Source organism: Micromonospora sp. NBC_01699, from assembly GCF_036250065.1.
Taxonomy (GTDB): Bacteria; Actinomycetota; Actinomycetes; order Mycobacteriales; family Micromonosporaceae; genus Micromonospora_G.
Map to the genome: position 1 here is coordinate 1260697 of NZ_CP109199.1, position 19845 is coordinate 1280541.

The 19845-nt window shown below is 71.8% G+C and carries 13 protein-coding genes; 12 read left to right on the forward strand and 1 reads right to left on the reverse strand.

Annotated features, from left to right (window positions below; genetic code table 11):
• Positions 1 to 18 precede the first annotated feature (18 nt).
• From grpE to OG792_RS05790, 12 genes are all read left to right on the forward strand, one after another.
• Positions 19 to 645, forward strand: coding sequence for a nucleotide exchange factor GrpE (grpE, locus tag OG792_RS05735; protein ID WP_329108023.1), 627 nt, complete (start codon positions 19 to 21; stop codon positions 643 to 645).
• A complete protein-coding gene (locus tag OG792_RS05740) occupies positions 645 to 2333 on the forward strand; it encodes an Hsp70 family protein (protein WP_329108025.1) in 1689 nt (562 codons plus the stop codon). Before grpE ends, OG792_RS05740 begins: the two co-directional genes overlap by 1 nt.
• 1 nt (position 2334) lies before the next feature.
• A complete protein-coding gene (locus tag OG792_RS05745) occupies positions 2335 to 5034 on the forward strand; it encodes a hypothetical protein (protein ID WP_329108027.1) in 2700 nt (899 codons plus the stop codon).
• Positions 5035 to 5037: 3 nt separating this feature from the next.
• Positions 5038 to 6249: a hypothetical protein gene (locus tag OG792_RS05750; RefSeq protein WP_329108029.1), complete on the forward strand. Its 1212-nt coding sequence runs from the start codon at positions 5038 to 5040 to the stop codon at positions 6247 to 6249.
• Positions 6246 to 8663, forward strand: a complete 2418-nt coding sequence (locus OG792_RS05755) for a GTPase-associated protein 1-related protein (protein ID WP_329108031.1) — start codon at positions 6246 to 6248, stop codon at positions 8661 to 8663. Before OG792_RS05750 ends, OG792_RS05755 begins: the two co-directional genes overlap by 4 nt.
• Before the next feature lie 3 nt (positions 8664 to 8666).
• The gene (locus tag OG792_RS05760; protein ID WP_329108033.1) at positions 8667 to 10286 is read left to right on the forward strand and encodes a TRAFAC clade GTPase domain-containing protein; all 1620 of its coding nucleotides are present in this window, start codon (positions 8667 to 8669) and stop codon (positions 10284 to 10286) included.
• Between the two features lie 12 nt (positions 10287 to 10298).
• Entirely contained in the window at positions 10299 to 10481 is a 183-nt protein-coding gene (locus OG792_RS05765) for a hypothetical protein (RefSeq protein ID WP_329108034.1), read from the forward strand.
• Between the two features lie 18 nt (positions 10482 to 10499).
• On the forward strand, positions 10500 to 13736 hold the full coding sequence (locus OG792_RS05770) for a CHAT domain-containing protein (RefSeq protein WP_329108036.1): 3237 nt from the start codon (positions 10500 to 10502) through the stop codon (positions 13734 to 13736).
• Between the two features lie 102 nt (positions 13737 to 13838).
• On the forward strand, positions 13839 to 14471 hold the full coding sequence (locus OG792_RS05775) for a hypothetical protein (RefSeq protein WP_329108038.1): 633 nt from the start codon (positions 13839 to 13841) through the stop codon (positions 14469 to 14471).
• Between the two features lie 132 nt (positions 14472 to 14603).
• A complete protein-coding gene (locus tag OG792_RS05780) occupies positions 14604 to 15431 on the forward strand; it encodes a hypothetical protein (protein ID WP_329108040.1) in 828 nt (275 codons plus the stop codon).
• Between the two features lie 32 nt (positions 15432 to 15463).
• On the forward strand, positions 15464 to 16411 hold the full coding sequence (locus OG792_RS05785; protein ID WP_329108042.1) for a hypothetical protein: 948 nt from the start codon (positions 15464 to 15466) through the stop codon (positions 16409 to 16411).
• Positions 16408 to 18699 carry a hypothetical protein gene (locus OG792_RS05790; protein ID WP_329108044.1) on the forward strand — a complete coding sequence of 764 codons (2292 nt, stop codon included), beginning with the start codon at positions 16408 to 16410 and terminating at the stop codon, positions 18697 to 18699. Before OG792_RS05785 ends, OG792_RS05790 begins: the two co-directional genes overlap by 4 nt.
• Here OG792_RS05790 and OG792_RS05795 read toward each other — a convergent pair.
• A complete protein-coding gene (locus OG792_RS05795) occupies positions 18680 to 19843 on the reverse strand; it encodes a hypothetical protein (protein WP_329108046.1) in 1164 nt (387 codons plus the stop codon). The two genes, OG792_RS05790 and OG792_RS05795, sit on opposite strands and share 20 nt — an antisense overlap.
• Positions 19844 to 19845: the final 2 nt, after the last annotated feature.

A 19845-nucleotide genomic window follows, 5' to 3' on the forward strand; every position in this document is an offset into this window, starting at 1 on the left:
CAGGATCGGCGGAACACAGTGGACGACACAATCGATAATTCGTCGCAGGACCTTCATGTCCCCATCCCCCGTACGGACGACACGGTCACGCCGGACGAAACGCGCGACGATGCCGACCGGTTCGCCGAGCTCGTTGCCGTACTCGCCGAGATCCGCGGTGAACTGGTCCGGGGGAACGAACGCGCGGTCGCCCGCGAAAGGGTGATCGACCGTCTGCACGAGGAGAACCAGCGGCTCCGGGCGGGCGAGTACCGCGCTCTGGTTCGGCCACTCGTGACCGATCTACAGAGCCTGCGCAACGACCTGCTCCGGCAGGGCGCCGGACTGGCCGAGCCGGTCAGCCCCCGGGCCGCCGCGAACCTGCTGGCCAGCTTCGCCTTCAGCGTCGAGCTGACCCTGGAACGGGTCGGCGTGCAGGTGCTGCGGGCCGAGCCGGGTGTTCCGTTCGAGCCCGGTACGCACCGGGCGGTCGGCGTGGTCCCCACCCTCGACCCGGATCGGGACGGCACCGTCGCCGCACTGGTCAGCGACGGATACCTGGACGTGGCGGCGGCCCGACCGCTCGTGCCGGCGTCGGTCACCGTACACCGTTTCACCGGACCCCCGGCCGAGCCGGCCGAATCACGCTCGGATGAGGAGAGCTGATGTCCCAGGAACAGGTCACCTATTTTGGAATCGACCTCGGAACCACCTACTCGGCCATCTCGTACATTGACGAGACCGGACGGCCGACGGTCGTGCGGGACGTGATCGCCGAGAGCGACACGATGCCGTCCGTCGTCTATTTCGAGAGCGCCGACAACGTCATCATCGGCGCCAACGCCCGCAACATGGCCCGGATCGACCCGGAGAACGTGGTCGAGCGGGTGAAGCGGCAGATGGGCCGGGAACGCCAGTGGGAGTTCTTCGGTACGACGCAGAATCCGGCGTCCATCTCGGCGCTGATCCTGCGCCGGCTCGCCGACTACGCGCAGGAGTACACCCAGCGCGAGGTCAAGCAGGTGGTCATCACCGTCCCGGCGTACTTCGGCATGCTGGAGCGGGACGCGACCCGCAACGCCGGGACGATCGCCGGCCTGGACGTGATCGGCATCGTCCCGGAGCCGGTCGCCGCCGCTTTGCAGTACGAGATGATCGGCGACGCCACCGAGAAGACCGTGCTCGTCTACGACCTCGGCGGCGGTACGTTCGACACCACCGTCATCCGGGTCACCGCCGGGGCGATCGAGGTCCTGTGCACCGACGGCGACCAGGAACTCGGCGGCACGGACTGGGACGACCGGCTGGTACAGCACCTGTTGCAGGAGTTCACCGCCGCCGCGAACCCGACCGAGGACCCGGCCGAGGACGCGCAGTTCATGCAGGAACTGATCATCACCGCCGAGCAGGTCAAGCGGGCCCTGTCACAGGTGTCGTCGCGACCGGTCCCGCTCCGGTTCGCCGGCGCCTCGGCCGTGGTCACGGTGACCCGCGAGACGTTCGAGGAGATCACCCGGGACCTGCTCGACAACACCATCGCGATCACCGACCGCACCCTCGGGAAACTGGGCGACAAGAGCGGCAGCGGCAGCCCCAAGGACCTGATCGACGAGGTCCTGCTCGTCGGCGGATCGACCAAGATGCCGGCGGTGTCCGCCCGGCTGACCGAGACGTACGGCTGGCGCCCGCACCTGCACGACCCCGACCTCGCGGTCGCCAAGGGAGCGGCGAGGTACGCGCTCAGCCGCGCGGTCTGGCGTTCCGACGACACCGCCGGGGCGGACAGTACGCCGCCGAGCGCCAGCGAGCGCGCCGAGCGGATCAACACCCTCGCCGGCCTGACCGGCCTGGCGCCGGAGGCGATCGCCCAGGTGTCGGAGAAGCGGATCACCACCGTGCTGCCGAAGGCGTTCGGGGTACGGCTGGTCGACGCCTCGAAGCCGGACTACGACGAGTCCAACCCGGAGGCGTCCTTCTACATCGCGCACATGGTGCACGCGGACGACCCGCTGCCCAGCGGCCCGCACCGGCTGGACGCGCTCACCCTGGTCGACAACCAGCAGGCCGTCGAGGTGGTGGTGTACGAGCAGGCGGGCACGGTGGAGAGCCCGGACCTGTTCGCGAACAAGCCGGTGGACAAGGGTGCCGGGCTGATCAGCGGGCTACCTCGGCTACCGAGGCACTCGCCGCTGCTGATCACCATGACGGTGAACGAGGACGGCCTGCTCACCGTGCACGCGGTCGAGCCCGGCTCCGGCCGGGACCTGACCATCGAGGTCCGGGTGAGCACCCTCACCGAGGAGGAGATCCCGCAGTTGCGGGCGATGGTGTCGGCGATCGCGGTCAGGTCCTGACTTGTCCACCTTCGACACCGCCCGCTACGACCGGGAGGTCATCGGCCCGCTCCGCGGCCGGCACGGCCGATTGCCTCCCGGCGACCTGCGGGTCCGCTACGCGATCGAACCGGGCATGGACCGGTCCGCGATCGAGGAGCGGCTGCGCAAGGTACGGATGTACTGGAACCAGAAGGCGACCGGCCCGGCCGCCCAGGCCGCCACCCGGGTCTGTCAGCGGCTGCTCGCCGCCGACGAGGAGATCGTCCGGAGCGCCGGTGCCCGGATGCTCGACCCGACGTGGTGGCAGCAGCAGGCCGCGGAGCACGGCGAACGGGCGAAGGCCGCCGTGACCGACCTGGTCCGCGACCTGCGTGACTCGTACGGGGGCACCGGTCGGATCACCCGTCAACAGCTCGCCGCCATCGTCACCCACCACCAGGCGTCGCTGCGCCAGGGACAGATCGACAGCGCGGTGCAGCAGGCCAGGCTCGCCGTGGTGGATCCGGTCGAACTGCCGCAGGAGAGCGGGATCGACCGGACCGCGTACCGCAGTCTGAGCGAGAACCTGGCCATCGCCGGGGTGCCGACCATCGTCCAACTGCTCCACCCTGACCTGCGCCAGCCGTTCCGCCTCGCCCACGGCTTTGCCGTGCCGGGGCGGACCGAACTGAGGCTGGACGCGGCCACCGTCGACCAGCAGACGACGGCGTCGAACACCGCCGCCTTCTCCTCCACCGTCCAGGCCCGCAAGAACGCCCTGGTGGCGCTGCGTACCGCGGCGAAGCAGGGGCGGGACCTGACCACGCTCGCGCTCTACCAGGTGGTCGAGCAGCTGCGGCAGGGCAGGGCGAACGGCCTGGCCGACCGGATGCTGGTGCGCGGCGCGGTCGAACTCGGCCTGGCCGCCGAGGACGCCGAACTGCTGGTGCTGAGCCTGCCGGCGGTCAGCGGCACCCCGGTCAGCGCCGCCGGCCAGGTGCGGGAGCTGCTGGGCCGGGGCGAGCTGCGGACGGCGGCGCAGCGGCTGACGGCGGTGCCGGCCGGCGATCCGGACCGGGAGGCGATCCGGCAGGAGATCGCCGACGCCGAGCGCCGGCTGACCGAGCTGCTGGCCGAGGCGGACCGGGCGGCGGCGGACGACCGGGAGGAACTGGCCGAGCAGTTGCTGCGCCGGGCCGCGGCGACGGCCTCCGACGACGAGCAGACGGCCGGGCGGCTGCGCCGGCTACGTCCGCCGCCGCCCGAGGACCTGCGGATCGAGCCGGCGGCCCGGACGGCGCTGCGCTGGACCGGACCGACCACGGGGCTGCCGGACCTGCGGTACCGGGTGGTCCGGGGCGCGGGCGGTCCACCGGCCACCCCCGGCGACGGCACGCTCGTGGCGGAGACCGCCGAGGTCACGGCCGTCGACACCGACCCGTTGGTGGCCCGGCCGTCCGGGTACGCGGTCTTCGTCGCCAGCGGCACCGGGACCTGGTCCCGCCCGGTGGCGGCGACGGTCACGGTCGCGCCACCGGTGGGGGAGGTGACCATCCGGGCCACCCGCCAGCGGGTGAGCGCGGCCTGGCGTACGCATCCGGCGGTGGTGGCGGTTCGGGTGCGGCGTACCGAGGGCCGGCGTCCCACGTCGGCGACGGACGGTGTCGTCGTCGAGGCCGCACCGGACGGGTTGACCGACGACGACGTCCGGGAGGGGGTCGAGTACTTCTACAGCCTGGTCGCGGTGTACCGGGACGAGGATTCCCGCGAGGTCGCCTCGACCATGGTCACCGTCTCGGCGGCGCCGCGACCGACGGCGAGCGCGGTGGAGACGCTCACCGTCGAGCCGGTCCGGGTGGACGGAAACCGGGCCCGGGTACGGCTCAGCTGGGTCCGTCAGCCCGCGATCGAGGTACGCGTCCGGCGCGCGGCGACCAGGCCGACCTGGCAGCCGGGCAGCCGGCTGTCGATCTCGGCGATCGACGGGTACGGCACCGAGGTGACCGGGCCGGTCGTCGACGTCGGCGAGCGCTCCTCGATGGAGGCGGACGTCCCGCTCGGCTTCCACATCTACGTGCCGTTCGCCGTCGGCGGTGAGGGCGTGCTCGCCGGCCGGTCCGTCGCCCAGGGGCTCGCCAACCCGGTCGACCAGCTCCGGGTCGAACGGGTCGGCGACCGGGTGGCGGTCTCCTGGGTCTGGCCGGAGCAGGTGAGCATCGCGGAGGTGAGCTGGGAGCGGGACGGCCGCTCGTCGTCGGTGACCCGGGTGACCCGCAACCAGTACGTCCAGGAGAACGGCTGCCGGCTGAGCGCGGACGCCCGGCCCGGTCGGGTCACGGTGGTGGGCATCACCGCGGGTGCGAACGGCGAGGCCCGCTCGCCCGCGGTGGTGGTCGACGTGCCGGGGCGGGCCGCGCGCCTGCGCTACACCATCGCCCGGCCGGCCGGGCTGCGCAACCGCCTGTCCCGCCGCCGGGTCGTCACGGTCACGGCGGAGGCCCAGTGCAGCGTCGAGGAGCTGATCGTGGTGGCCCGGCCCGGACCGGTCATGCCGGTGCGCCCGGCCCAGGGTACGGAGATCGTCCGCGCCTCCGGGCTGGACTTCAGCGCGGGGCAGAGCCGGCAGATCGAGTTCGAACTCCCGCCGGACCTGCCCCGCCCGTACTGGATCCGTTGTTTTGTCGAACCGCCAACCGGTGTGACCCTGGTGGATCCGCCGGTCGACCACTTGAGGGTGTGACCGATGCGCGGAAAGAGTTTCTGCCCCTACTGCTACCACCGGATTCCGCTGCGGAAGCTGTGGTACCAGTGCAACGGACGAGGATCGAACAAACGGGAGGGTTGCCGGGCCGAGTCGTCCGACGAGGCGCGGGCGAGGGAGTTCAAGTACACCGCCAAGCTGCGCCCGTCGTACGGTCCGCCGAGGTTCCGCCCCACCAGGGCGCCCCGGCAGGGGACCTGCCCGGACTGCGGCGGCGTCAGCGGGATCCGGGTCTGCCCGAACTGCCACACGCCGCTGCCACCGGGCTTCGAGGACTCGCGCAGCCCGCTGATCGCCATGATCGGGGCGAAGAACACCGGCAAGACGGTCTATCTCACCGTGCTCGCCAACGAGCTGCGGACCAGTCTGCGTCGGCGGTTCCAGGCCGACGTCCGGCTCACCGCCGACCTCCAGGACGACCAGGAGTCGTCACTCCAGCGGCTGGACAAGCAGATCGAGCTGCTCTACCACAAACGTACGCTGTTGGACTTCACCAGGTCGGCCGCGGAGAACGACGGCCGGCGGGACGCGCTGGTCTTCGAGTGGCGCCAGGCCCGCCGCCGCCGGCTCGCCGGCACCCACCTCCGGACCACCTACCTGTCGTTCTACGACACCGCGGGCGAGGACTTGAGCAGCCGGGCCAACACGGTCGAACTGAAGTACCTCGACGCCGCCGAGGCCCTGATCGTGCTGCTCGACCCGTTCATGCTGCCGCAGGCCCGTGACCGCCTGCACGTACCGAAGGAGGCGATCAACGGCCAGCCGATCATGGAGGTGCTCGGCAACGTCACCGACACGCTGCGGGAGAGCCGCCGGATCGGGAACAGGCGGATCGACCTGCCGGTCGCCGTCGTCTTCGCCAAGATAGACGCGTTCTTCGAAGCGCTCGGCAGCGACCATCGGCTGCTCAACCCGCCGGACAGCAGCACCGGCTACTACGACGAGACCGCCGGCCGGGACACCCACGAGGACGTACGCGCGCTGCTCGACGACTTCGGCGCGGACGCCGTCGACACCCACCTGACCGCGCACTACCGCGACTTCCGCTACTTCGCCGTGTCGGCACTGGGCGCGCAGCCGGACTACCGGGGGGCGGCGGTCGAGTCCGGCGGCGTACGGCCGTTCCGGGTGGACGAGCCGCTGCTGTGGCTGCTGAGCCGCTTCGGGGTCGTCCCGTCCCGGGAGCGGAAATGAGCGACGGATTCGAAACCCTGATCTACACCGACTGCCGTCCGGGCCAGGGCCTCCAGGGGTCACCCGGCCTCCAGTTCCAGGCCCGGTCGCCGGACGCCGATCCGGAGGCGATGAAGCTGGTCCAGTCCACCCTGCTCTACGAGTCGCCGACGAGCTGGATGGGGCAGGGGCGGCCGGTCGGGTCGTACCCGCGTTCCCTGGCCCACGTCGTGGACCGCTACTACGCGACCGGCGCCGGGGTGTACCTCGGCCGGGAGGCGAACGGCGCCCGTGAGGGCAACCAGCTCACCCACGCCGTCGTCACCACCGACCCGGACGCGTACGGTGCGGTCCGCCCGGCGCAGCTCTTCGGGGCACCGTTCTGGACCACCGAACCGGCCCCCACCACCCACTGCGACCCGCTCGGCGACGACGACTGGGAACCGGGGCCGCTCGACGCGTCCCGGGTCCAGGAACTCGTACGCACCACGCCGGGCGGGCGTGACCTGCTCACCGCCCTGCTCTCGGCGTTGCAGCGGCTGCCCGAGCCGAACGCCCCACGGGTGCTGTTCGTCTGCGACGACCCGCTGCCGGTGCTGGGCTGGATCACCGCCGGCACGCTGCTGCTGCCGCAACGGCAGGCGCTCGGCGTCAGCTTCAAGGTCTTCACCACCCGCCCGTCGTACGCCGTCGCGCAGGTGCTCGCCGTCCACCCGGACTGGAACCGCCAGCACCCGACGGTGGCGAACGACCAGGGGTACGTCGTGATCGACCTGACCCGCAACGAGTGGACCCCGGTGGCGCCCACCGCCTCGGCGTCGCTCTGGGCCGGCCTGTTCTGCACCGGCGACCCGTACGACGTGGTGGACGCCGTGGAGGTCGGGGTGACGCTGGGACTGCCCGACGAGCAGACGGTGCCGGTGGTCGCGGCCGCCGTACTGGGCCGACAGCCGGAGCCGGAGCATGTGCTGCCGCTGGTCCGCTGGCTGCGGGACGGGCCGGCGGAACAACTGCGCAGCTACGGCGGGGGCGTCGCCGACCTGCTCACCCGGGACGTGACCGGCCTGCCGGCCGCCGCGCTCGGTGTGCTGGACGAGGTCGCGCTGGCTGGTCACCGTACCGATCCCGGCTCGCCGGTGTGGGGCGCGGACCGGGTCGCCGCGATCCGGCAGGCGCTGCTCGCCGCCGAACTGCACGTGGCGGTCACCGGCGGTGCATCCGGCTCGGATCGGGTGCCGCGGCTGCCGGAACCGCTGTGGACCGCCCGGCACCGGCGGGAGGGCCAGCGACGGCTGGCCGAGACGCTGGCGTCGGCCGCGCCCTCGGGCTTCGAGGCGGCCCTGCGGGTCGCCCGGCGGTTCGAGTTGGCCGCGCCGATCCGGGACGTGCCGGCGGCGGCCAGGGCGTTCGTCCTGGACTGGGCCGACCACCCCGAGCACGGGTACGACCCCGCGCTCTGGCCCGACGACGGCATCCTCGCCGACCTCTGCCGCGACGAACTGCGGCACCGGGCCGCCGGCAGCCCGCAGGCCGCGCAGACGATCGCCGACGCCTGGTGGCCGATCCTCGAACCCCGGTTGCAGACGGTCGAGACCGACCTGGACCGGGCGGTGCTGTCGGCGGCGGTGCTGCACCTGCCGGCACCGCGCCGGCGTGAGCTGGTCCACCAGTTCCTTCGGGGCGCGCTGGTCGACGCCAGGTCGAGCGCCGGGCTGGTCGGTGTGCTCTTCGCCCGCAGCCCGGCGAACCCCGACGAGTGGGAACTGCTGCTCCAGGAGGTTCCGCCCCGGACACCGCTGCCGCCGGACGTCTTCCGCTCACTGCGGGCCGCGCTGCTCGACGCCGACCTGTTGCCGCAGCGGGAGCTGAAAATGTGCCGGCAGCTGCGGAAACGGGGTCTGTTCGTACCGGACCAACCGCTGGCGCAACTGCTCGACGCGGTCGAGTCGCTGCCCGACCTGACCCGTGAACTCGCCCGCGCCACCCGCCGGAACAGGATCCTGTCGGCCACGCTGGCCGTCCTGCCGCCGAACGTGGTGCGGACGTACGCGGACGACCTGCGCACCGCGTTGCTGGACAACCGGCGGCCGGACGTGGTGGTGGATCTCCTGGCCGAGCTGCCCGGACTCGTTCCGGCGTACCTCGACCAGCTCTGCGAGTCGACCCGCAGACCGGGTCAGGTGTGGCACGCGGTCACCGCGTTCCTGATCGGCACGGACGCCCGGACGCTGCCGAAACTCGGCCGGGCGAAACGGTCGGAACTCGGCCGGGCCGGGCAGCGCTGGCTGGCGCGGGCCAACGAGCGACAGGTCGCCGCCGCCACCGAACTGGTCCGGGACCTGGAACGCCGGGAGTTGACCGCCCGGTGGGAGGAACACGTCACGACCGCCAAGGAACGGGGCTGGCTGGGCCGGCTCTGGCATCGGAGCAGGTGAGCCATGTCCTACACCTATAACTACCACGACGAGGGCGATCACGGCGGTCAGTACAACCTGCTGTGGCCGCTCGTGCTGATCGGCGGGTACGTCTTCCTCTGCCTGCCCGTGCTCTTCTACTTGTTCACCTCGCTCGCGGTGATCGCCGTACCGTTGACCGTGCTGGCCGGAGTGGCGTTCGCGGTGCTCCGGGTGGTGAGCACGCTGGCCGGGCGGGCACCGAAGGCCCGGATCGTCACGCCGGCCGACGAGGCGGCCAGGTACGCGAAACGGATCGAGCGCGACCCCGAGTTCAGGGTCGACGTCGCCTGGCCGAGCTACTTTCTCGGCCAGGTCCGCCACGACCAGTGGGCGGCGGCGCGGTGGGTGTTCCAGGACCTGCGGTGGGTCGGGCAGCGGGCCGCCGGGTACCTGTCCCGGGACCGGCTGAAGTCATTCCTGATGCTCTGGCCGCTGTTCCTGCTGTTCGCCATGATCGGGTTGTCGGTCGGTCTGCTGCTCGGACTGGTCCTGGCCGTCGTGATCAACGCTCTGGTCACGGTCGTGCTGCTCGGGTACGGCTTCGCCGCCGTCGGCGTGCTCCGGGCGGCCGGATCCGTACGGCAGCGGCTGCGCAGGTCCCAGCCGATCTGCGCCAAGTGCTACCACATCTCCCCGCTGCCGGCGTACCGCTGCCCCGGCGACCACCCCGACGGCAAGAACCTGCACCGGGACCTCCGGCCGGGCCGGCTGGGCCTGCTGTGGCGACGCTGCGTCTGCGGCACCCGGTTGCCGACCAGCCGGGGACGGGCCGGCCGCACCCTCGTCGCGGTCTGCCAGAAGTGCGACCAGCCGTTGCCCAGGGGCGCGGCGGCCGTCACCGACGTGCGGATTCCGGTCTTCGGCGCCCCCTCGGCCGGCAAGACCCAGCTCATCTCCAGCGGGGTGGTCGGGTTGGTAGACCTGAGCGGGAAACGGAACCTGGTGATCAAGATGGCCAGCGACGACGGCGACACCCATCTGCGGACCTACCGTCAGGTCGTCGGCACCGACGTGCTGCCGACCAAGACCGGCACCGAGAAACCGGTCGGGGTCGCGGTGTCGCTGCGGCGGCGCAACCGGCAGGTGCTGATGCACGTCTTCGACGCCGCCGGCGAGGCGCTGTCGCGGGCCAGCGGCAACGCTGACTACTCGTACCTGGACACGGCCAGGACGCTGCTGTTCGTACTCGACCCGTTCAGCATCCCGGATGTTCGGGACGAGATGACGTCGGCGTACCCGCACCTGGCGCAACAGGCCAACGTGGCCCGGGACGCGCCCGAGGACTCGTACAACGGCACCGTCAACCGGCTGCGGCAGTACGGCGTCCGGACCAACCGGCAGCGGGTCGCGTTCGTGGTGACCAAGGTCGACCTGGTCACCCAGATGCCGATCGGCGGCGGGCTCACCGTGGGTCGGTCCGCCTCGGACGCCGTACGGCGCTGGCTCACCGACCGTCGCCTGGAGAACCTGCTGCTCGCCGCCGAGCGGGACTTCGGCGCGGTCGAGTACTTCGCCATCTCGGCCAAGGAGAGCGACCGGCACAACGCGCTGGCCCCGTTCGCCTGGCTGCTGAAGCAGGAAAAGTTCGCCCTGACCGGCTGAGGAGTGTTCGACATGACCGACCAGGAGACCCCAACCAGACATCCGGTCCCCGGCGGGTACTGGGCCGGCCGGGTGGTGCTGATCGTCGCGCTGCTCGGTGTGCTGGCGACGGCGGTTGTCGTCCTGGCACTCGCCAGCGCCGACGAGGCCGCGCCCGTACCCTCTCCCACGCCGACGGCGGGCGTCACACCGTGACCACGGGAGGTTGCCGACGTGTCCGATCCGGCTGATCTCGCCGCCCGGTGGACCCGTTACTGGGAGCTGCCCGACCTGCCCGAGCACGCGGACGAGGCGGAGGAACTGCTCACCGGGCTGGTCGAGCTGCGGGCCGAGTACGCGGCGATGGCACCCGGACCCGACCGGGACCTCGTCGCCCTGTACGTCGGCCTCGCGCTGACCCAGTCCGACGAGGTGGACGACCAGCGGGCCGCCATCGGACTGCTGGCCGGTCCGGTACGGCGGCTCCCGCCGGAGGAACCCTGGCTGGCCGGCGCCGCCATGCGGCTGGCGCAGGCGATCGTGCTCGCCGGTCTGCCGGCGGACGCGCCCCGAGTCACCGAGGCGGCCGTCCGGGCGGCCGAACTGGTCGATCCGTCCGAGCGGTGGCAGTTCTGGCTGCTGCTGGCGAAGCTGTGCCAGCTGCACTGGGACACCGGGCCGTTCGCCGAGCTCAGAGCGGCGTCGATCACGTTCGCCACGGCCGGACTGGCGGTGCCGGCGCCCCCGGAGATGCCGTTGGAGTTGCACTTCCTCCGGCTCCTGGCGGTGCTGGCCGGACCGGACGGGGCACAACGGCTGAGCACCGAACCGGCACTGGTCGACCAGGCGTACGCCGCGTGGCGGTCGGTGTCGGGATCGGACAGCCGGGACCGGTTGTCGCTGGCCCTGGCGCTCGCCGCGTCCCTGCTCTGGGAGTCCGGCCGGTTTCCGATTCCCCCGCCGGTCCTGCGCGTCATGTACGAGACCGGCATCCGGGCCCCCGGCCTGCCGGACGAGGTCCGCAACCGGGTCCGGGCCCAGCTGGCCGGCTCGAAGGCGGTCCTGGCCGCCCTGGGCAACCTCCCGCCGGGGGAGAGCGCCTACGCCGACGTCAAGGAGATCGCGACCGCCGTCGGTGGGCTGGACGGCGACACCGACGAGCTGGGCCGGGAACTGCTCGCGCTGGTCAGGAAGGCGCTACCCGCCCTCGGGGCCGACCGGGCCCTCGACATCGGGGACCGCGCGGCGCAGGAGAGCGCCCTGGTCGCACTGCTCGACCTGTTCGAGGGGGCGGGTGACGTCGGCGGGCCCACCGGACGGCTGGCCCGGATGGCCCGGCTCGCGAAGGAGGTCGACCGGACCGGTGATCCACGGTTGCGCGCCGAGCTGACGGCATCGGCGAGCCGGCTGGCCCGCGATTTTCCCGACGACGAGTTGATGCGGTCGGTCGCCTGGCTGCTGCCGCTCATGACGTACGCCGCGCAGCCGGGTGCGGCGGCGCGACCGGTGCCCGAGGAACTGCTGCGACCGCCCGCCTCGGCCGGGCTGCCGGTGGCCGTCGTGCGGCTGGGACGCCTGGTCACCACGTTGGCCCGAGCCAACGAGGCGGGGGCCGACGCGCTCAGGCTGCGCGGGCTCGCCGACGAACTGGAGCCGATGCTCGCCGAGGCGGGCCTGGGTACCAGGTTGAGTGCCTGGACCCTTGAGACGATCACGATGATCCGGCTCCGGGTGGCCCGACTCACCCGCGCGCCGTCCGACGTACGGGCCGCGGTGGATCGGGGCGAACAGACCGTACGGATGGTCGGCGGGCCGGACCGCCCCAGGTGGGAACAGGTGGCCCGGTACCTGGCCGAGGCGCTGCGCCTGCGTGATGGCGGTGCCGGCGCCGATCGCCGACGGGCCCGTGACCTGGATCTGGCGAGCCTGCGCGGCCACGCCTGGCAGACCATGCTCCAGTCGGGTACGCGGCACGCGGTGGCCGCCGCCACCCGGGCCGCCGCCACGGCCGCCAGGGTCGCCGCGAACTGCTTCGACGACCGGGCGTACGACGACGGGGTCCGGGCCCTCGACGCCGGCCGGGGCCTGGTGCTGTACGCCGCCACGGCATCGCGTTCGGTGCCGGAACTCCTGCGCGGCGCCGGCCGTCCGGACCTGGCCGACGAATGGTCCGCGGCCGACGGGGCCGGACCCCGGACCGGCTACGTCCCGGACGACCTGCGGCACCGCGCCCTGCTGGTGCTGACCGGGCTGCGCTCGGCGACCGCCGCCACCCGGGTGACCACCACCGGCACCGGATCGACCCGCCTGCTCGATCCACCGGAGCTGGACCAGATCCGGGCGGCACTGACCACGATCGGGCTCGACGCGCTGGTCTACCTGGTGCCGGGCGCGCCGGGCCGGGCCGGCGCGATAGTGGTCGTCTCCGCGACCAGGCCGACGGCCGTGCTGCCCGCCCCGACGCTGACCCCCCGTACGGCACCGGCCGTCGTCGACTACCTGCGCGCCACGCGGGACCGGCAGGCCGCCACCGAGCGGCGGATCGAGGTCGAGGCGCGGTGGCGGGACGCGCTCGACCGGCTGGGCGAGTGGGCCTGGCCGGCGGCGATCGAGCCGTTGCTCGACCATCTGCGCGGCTGGCGGCTGGGGCGGGAGCCGAGGATCGGGCTGGTCCCGATGGGCGTGTTGGGTGCGGTGCCGTGGCACGCCGCCAGTCGTACCCGGCGCGGCCGCACCCGGTACGCGGTCCAGGACCTCCAGCTGTCGTACGTGCCGTCGGCGCGGCTGCTGTGCGAGGTCGCCGCCGCACCGGCGACGATCGGCGAGGACGCCCTGATCGTCGGCAACCCCGACGAGTCGCTGAGGGGGGCGGCCGAGGAGGCGCGGGCGATCCGGGACGCGTTCTACCCCCGTGGCCGCTACCTCGCCGGCGACGCGACCGCGGACCGGGTACGCGGCTGGCTCGCCGGACGGACCAGATCCGGTCACCGGGGCGTACTGCACCTGGGATGCCACGGTCTCGCGTCACCGGCACAGCCCTGGCTGTCCGAGCTGACCCTGGCCGGGGGACAGAAGCTCACCGCGGGCGAGTTGCTGGACCTCGTACCCGATGGTTCGACGCTGGTGGACCTGGTCCTGCTCTCGGCCTGCGAGACGAACGTGACCGGTGAGGACTACGACGAGGCGTTCAGTCTCTCGACCTCGTTCCTGGTCGCCGGGGCCCGGTCGGTGATCGGATCCTGCTGGCCGGTGCCCGACGACGCGACCGCGCTGCTCATGTACATGGTGCACCACCACCTGCGGGAGCGGGGACTGTCGCCGGCGGCGGCGCTGCGCGCGGCGCAGCTGTGGATGCTGGACCCGGACCGGGCGGCACCGGCGAGCATGACACCGGGGCTGCGGAACCTCGCCGACCGGGCCCGCTTCGCCAAGCCGATCGCCTGGGCCGGCTTCACCCACGTGGGCCGGTGAGCCGTACGTCGGTCGGGTCCGACCGCCGTGGACCATGGTCATTTAAGTGAGGTTGGTCTATGTTATGGCGGCCACCCCGGCTCCGAACACAGTGGAGGCACCATGGTCGCGCCGTCGCCGGCTCGGACGCGCAGCACGGTCGTGCTGATTGTCGTCGGTACGGTCTGGTTGACCCTGGCCGTGATCGCGGCCTGGGCCGGTCTGGTCGTACGCGATCCGGACGAGCCACCGCTGCGGATCGGCCTCGCCGCCGGGTTGCCGGTCGTGCTGGTGGGACTGGCCCTGCTCATGCCCCGGTTCCGGGCCTGGGTCGAGACGCTGGACCTGGCCGTACTGATCAATCTCCAGTGCTGGCGGGTCGCCGGTTTCGCGTTCCTCGCGCTGTACGCACAGGATCTGCTGCCGGCCAGTTTCGCCCTGCCGGCCGGTCTCGGGGACATAGTGGTCGGGTTGGCGGCGCCGTTCGTGGCGATCTACGTACTGCGCCGGGGACGGGCCGCCCGGCCGATTTTCCTCGGTTTCACCTTCTTCGGAATTGCGGACTTCGTCGTAGCGATCGGGCTCGGCATCATGAACGGCATCGGCGCGCGGGAAGCGCTGCCGGACGGCACACTGATCACCCCGCCCATGGCCGAGTTGCCGTTGAGTCTCATTCCCACGTTCGCGGTGCCCTTCCTGCTCGTACTGCACCTGATGTCGCTGGTCCGGTTCCGGGCCCACCTGGCCGGGCGGTAGCCGGTCGGCGGTCCCGCCGACAATCGGTCGAGCGACCACGGCGATCGTGGATACGACCGGACCGGTCGGTCCCGATCGGATAGATGACCAGGGGTGCCTTCGGAGACGCGAACAGGGCTACAGTTCGCGTCTATGCGACGGTGGTCACTGCGGCGGCGACGACGTGGTGGCCGCCGGATCGCCGCGGTGATTGTCGGGACGGGGACCGCCCTGATGCTGTCCGGCACACCGGTGCTCGCCGCCCCGAACACCACCGACGTCAGCCTCGTCTACTGCACCTCACCGGCGCGACGGGCGGACCTGGTGGCCGCGGTCGCGGTACTCGGTCTGGCACAGCGGGGAGCGACCCCGGACCGCATTCTCGCCGACGGCCGGGACCAATCGGTGGAGGAATGGCGAACCGCCCATCGCGATCAGTTCGACCGGGCCTGCGAGGCGTTGATCGCCGCCCGTCAGCACGACACCGGTGCGGCCGCGTCCGGCGGCGGTACGTCGTGGTGGTCGATCATCGGAACGGCACTCGTCACCGGTTTCCTCGGCTGGTTCTTCGGAGCCCTGCTCGCCGGTGCGGGTGCCCGCCGACTGGAGGCGGAGAACCTGCGTCTCGCGTCGATCGCCTTCGTCGGTGCCAGCCAGCGGCTCGTCCGCCTGCTGGCCGGCAAGCGCCCCGGCGCCCCGCCTCCGGACGACGAGGTGCACCAGTGCCGCAACGCGCTCGCGAACGCTCTCGACCAGGCGGGCGGCCGATGGTTCTGGCGTCGGCCGAGACAGCTGCGCGCGTCGCTGGACGGGCCGAGGTTCGGGCCGGCGATGACGCAGGGCTGGTGGGAGGACGACGAGACCGAGCGGCGCCGGGACCAGCTCGTCACGGACCTGTCCCGGCTCGGCAGCGAGATAGAACGGGTGGCCCAGGCGTTGCAGACCCCGGCCCGACCGCATCCGGGGATGTGGCGGGAGTGACCACCACCGAGACCACCGTGCAGGGAGACGACGTGCCGGAGCCCGACCCGATCGGCCCGACGAACCCGTTCGCCATTCCGGGTCTCCCGGCCGCGGACGCACCACTCAACCCGGTGGAACATCCCGAGCAGGAGAAACTGTACGTCGACGTCGACAACACCGGAATCGCGTACTCCGAATTCGCCGGGTCGATCGGTGATCCGCGTCAGTTGTCACAGCGCGGCCGGCTCATCGTCGTCACCGGCAGTTCGAGCACCGGCAAGTCGGCACTGATCAACAGGTGCGTCAACGATCTGGCGAGGAAGCTGAGAGCGGCGAACTTCCAACCGAAGATCGTCGATCTACAGTACGTCGCCTGGTCGGGTGACGACGGTGAGCAGGTGCAGTCCGCCTCCTCGCGTCGGCAGACCGTGATCGCCGCGCTGGCCACCGCGCTCTGGGCCGACCAGGGACTCATCAGTGCGGAGGCGCCGAACGTGTTCAGTTCGGGCCTCGATCCGATGCGGCACCTCGCCGCGCTGATGGACAAACGGGTGGTCGCGCTGGTGCTGTTGCCCTCGACCGACCTGGCGTCCGAACTGATGGAATACGCGCTCAGCGCCCCCGGAAAAGTGATCTTCTTCGGGGAGACCTCGGTGGACTGGGACCAGCAGCGGCACCGCGACTTCACCCGGCGGAATCTCGCTCCGCCGATCCATCTCCAGCTGGGCACCATCACGGTGGATCACGCCCTGGAGTTCACCACGCGTCGGTTGGACGAATCGCAACACCGGGATTCGCTGCCCAGGGTCGGAAGGGAGACGCTGGACGCGTTGACCAAGGACCGAAGTATGTCCATTGGTGAGCTTCAGACGCTATTCTACGGCTTGTACGATGAGTTCCGGCACCAGCCGCCCGGGTCGATCGGAGAAGTGACAATCGACCACATCGGCCGTTACTACATCAGGCACGCCCCGCGCCTCAACATGGTGTCCCCATGAGCGGCGGCACGGCCACCCGGATGGCGGACCGCAACCCGTACCCGCCGAGTGCGGTCGCGCAACTCGCGGCCTTCGGGTCCAGCCAGTTCACCATCGTCACCCCGCCGATCCGGCAGGCCATCGCGGCGCTCGACGAATACCTCAACCACCGGGAACGCGCCGACCCGAGCGATCCCGCCCCGCCCGGACAGGTGCTGGCGATCGTCGGCGACTACGGCAGCGGCAAAACCCACCTGGCGGCGTACCTGCTGCGCTATGCCGAGGAGCGGACCGGGGGTGCCGCCCAGACGCTGCACCTGACCGCGCCGCCGGAGACCTTCGTCGACCTGTACCGCACGTTCGTGAACAAGCTCCAGGAGCGCCGGGGCATAGTCGACACGCGGCTGCGGCAGTACTACGCGGACGTGGTGGCACAGGCGCTGCGGTCCTCCGCGGTGACCGCCGGCCTCGCCGACAGACTGGCCGCCGGCCAGGTCGACCCCGTCGGGGTCGTACGCGAGTTCCGGCTGCCGGAGAACGTGTTCCTCCAGCAGTTGCAGGAACGACTGCGGGCCATCACCGACGACGCGGCCTTCAGCGTGGCGCTGACCCTGCTGCTGCGGGGCGGCTTCGACGAGGCGGTGTGGGCGTGGTTCTCCGGGGGCGAGCCGTCCGAGGTGCTCCGGGAGCGCGGCATCACCACCTCGCTGATGGGCAGCGAGACGAAGGCGCTCGAAGCGATGGCTGTGTTCGCGCTGCTCATCGGGCACGGGACCAACCGCTTCGTGGTGGTGATCGACGAACTCGACCAGTTGATCACCGCTGCGGGCCGCCGGGCCGACGCGATCGAGGCGTTCAAGGAACTGCTCCGGGTGTTCGCCAAGTCCGGCACCTTCCTGGTCCTGGCCGGTCTGCCGGACCTGCTGGACGTGCTGCGTCGGGACGTGGTCGACCGGTTCGGGACCCCGGTACGGATGTGGAAGCTGACCACGGCGGACGCGCTGGAATACGTACGGGCCCGGCAGGGTGGCGGTTTGGCGCCGTTCGACGAGGAGACCGTACGGTTCGTGGTCGACACGGTCGACGGCTCCCCGCGCGGCGTGGTGACCCTGCTCTTCCACCTCTGGCGGCGCGCGTCGGGCACCGGCAAACCGGTGACCCCGACCATGGTGCACGAGGTGGCCCGGACCATCTACGACGTCGCCGACGGGGAGCGGGCGTCGAGCGACATCATCCAGGTGCTGCGCGGCCACGGCTGGGAGTTCATCCCGGACTTCCAGGTCGGCGACACCCCGGAGAGCCGGGTCGACTTCTGGGTGTTCATGGGCGGTCAGGAGAGCGGCTGCGCGATCCTGCTCACCGAGTCGCTGTTCACCGACGCCGACGTGGACCGGCTGGTCGAGCGGGCCCAACTGGTCGAGCGGCTGCACCAGTGCGAGGTGGTGCTGGTAGTGCTCGGGCGACAGCTACCGGAGCGGTACCAACGCCGACTCACCGAGGCGTACCACCGCGAGCCCCTCCGGTACGACCGGCGCTCGTTCGTCGACCGGTTCCTGGTCGAACTCAAGAGCATCGCGGCGAACCTGAGCGTGCCGGTCGACGACCAGCTGCCGGGTGCCCTACAGCAGTATCTTGAGCGTTTCAGCCGGCACCAGACGCGTACCCAGCACACCCTCGCCCAGTTGACCGGCCAGGTCGAACGGGCGCTCGGCGAACTGGCCCGGATCCGGTCGGCCCCCGTACGCGGCACCGAGCCGGCCGGGCTGCCGACCTCGACCGCCGACGGGCAACCGGGGCCGGCAGGGTTGCCCGCCGCCCTGCCCGCTCCGGTGGCCGAACTCTTCACCGACGCGCTGACCTCCGTCGACATCGCCGCCCCGATGGAAACCGTGCTGCGAGCCGCGTTCGACCTCTCCGCCGCCACCGACAACGTACGGATGGTGGTGCGGGCCGGGCTGCCGACCGACGGCGTCCAACTCGGCGCCGGTGTCGCCGCGTTGCTGACCATCCTGGTCCGTGCCTTCGGTGACGCCGTCGCGGGCTGGTACCGGGCGCTCGGGGACGACGGGACGCTGTCGTTTGCCGAACGCGAGAACATCGTCACCCTCGGCCAGGTCTTCGACGCGGCCTACGAGAACCTGTCGGTGTACCGGCTGGATCCGGTCGCCGAGTTGATCGGCCAGGCGCGGCAGGCCGGCGTACCGGGAATCACCGCGCCCCGGCCACCGCAGGTGCAGGACACCCTCGGCGGGTTCGGTGGCCGGGTCGGCAGGACCGTACTGGCCGGGTTCAACGGCGGGGACCGCTGACCGGCGCACCGTCGCCCAACGCGGTCAGCTCGGCCGCCAGGTGCGCGACCTTGACCTCGGCCAGCTGCACCTTGTCCTGGTCGAGCGTGACCGCGAGCAGGTAGTCGCCGTTCGTCAGCGGGTAGCAGAACACGGCGCCCTGTTCCACGTCGAGCACCGCCCGCGCGAGCCGTTCGCCGATGGTCAGGTAGGCGCCCCGGGTGAGGTTGCGGACGCGTTCCTCGACCCGGGTGCCGAACTCCCGGTACATCAGTCGCCGCTCGGGCACGTCGACGCCGCGGAAGAAGTGGCCCAGCCGGTCGGCGCCCAGTACGTCGACGGCGAGCATGACCCGCCCGCCCCGGCAGAGCGCCGTGTAGTGGAGGTCGTCGGCGCTGAGGTAGCGCCGGCACACCTCGTACGCCCGGGGGTCGTCGCCGGTCGGGTCCGCGTACAGGTCGGGATCGTCGGTTGGCGGCAGCTCCGGGCTGTCGTGCATCCGGGCGTCCAACTCGGCCAGGTTGTCGACCGGCGCGACCGGCGCGTCGTCCGGCGTCGCCGACTCCAGGCCCTGTTCGGTCAGCCACAGCCAGCCGCCGTAGTCGATCTGGCGCTGGTGGAAGCTGGCCCGCAGGTCGTTCGCGAGCGCCGACATCGCCCGGTCCGCGGCCTGGACGGAGACCCACGCCGGCTGCGGCGGGTGGTCGCCCGGCTCCGGCGGCGGGGTCGGCGCGACGCCGAACAGGAACTGCCCGCGCGCCACCCGCAGGCAGAACAGCGCGGCGTCCCGGCCCTGGAGGACGAACCGGATCAGGTCCCCGCTGTCCGCCGGCCGGAGCTCCTGGTCGAGTTCGGCCATGTCGTGCACCACGTGACCACCGGCCGCCTCGTGGTCCTCCACCTCGTTGTCGTCCGCGTCGCGGTCGTACGTCGCCCAGCCGTCCTCTTCGGCCGGATCGGGGTCGACCCCGGCCACCGGTCCGCTCACCAGCGACAGCGTGAAGTCGTACGCGCCGCCGGTGTAGTAGCCGATGTGGGTCAGCCCGTGCCCGCCGAGCAGCAGCTCCTCGCAGCGTCGTACGTCGGCCTCGCGGGCCGGGCCGTAGCGCAGCCCGTGCCGGCGGATGATCCGCACCGGCGTACCGGCACTCTCGGCGCCGCTCATCG

Excerpts from the sequence above, each read along its gene's own strand:
- OG792_RS05740 (WP_329108025.1), top strand. The coding sequence starts at position 645 with ATGTCCCAGGAACAGGTCACCTATTTTGGAATCGACCTCGGAACCACC.
- OG792_RS05750 (WP_329108029.1), top strand. The coding sequence starts at position 5,038 with ATGCGCGGAAAGAGTTTCTGCCCCTACTGCTACCACCGGATTCCGCTG.
- OG792_RS05755 (WP_329108031.1), top strand. The coding sequence starts at position 6,246 with ATGAGCGACGGATTCGAAACCCTGATCTACACCGACTGCCGTCCGGGC.
- OG792_RS05760 (WP_329108033.1), top strand. The coding sequence starts at position 8,667 with ATGTCCTACACCTATAACTACCACGACGAGGGCGATCACGGCGGTCAG.
- OG792_RS05765 (WP_329108034.1), top strand. The coding sequence starts at position 10,299 with ATGACCGACCAGGAGACCCCAACCAGACATCCGGTCCCCGGCGGGTAC.
- OG792_RS05775 (WP_329108038.1), top strand. The coding sequence starts at position 13,839 with ATGGTCGCGCCGTCGCCGGCTCGGACGCGCAGCACGGTCGTGCTGATT.
- OG792_RS05780 (WP_329108040.1), top strand. The coding sequence starts at position 14,604 with ATGCGACGGTGGTCACTGCGGCGGCGACGACGTGGTGGCCGCCGGATC.
- OG792_RS05790 (WP_329108044.1), top strand. The coding sequence starts at position 16,408 with ATGAGCGGCGGCACGGCCACCCGGATGGCGGACCGCAACCCGTACCCG.
- OG792_RS05795 (WP_329108046.1), bottom strand. The coding sequence starts at position 19,843 with ATGAGCGGCGCCGAGAGTGCCGGTACGCCGGTGCGGATCATCCGCCGG.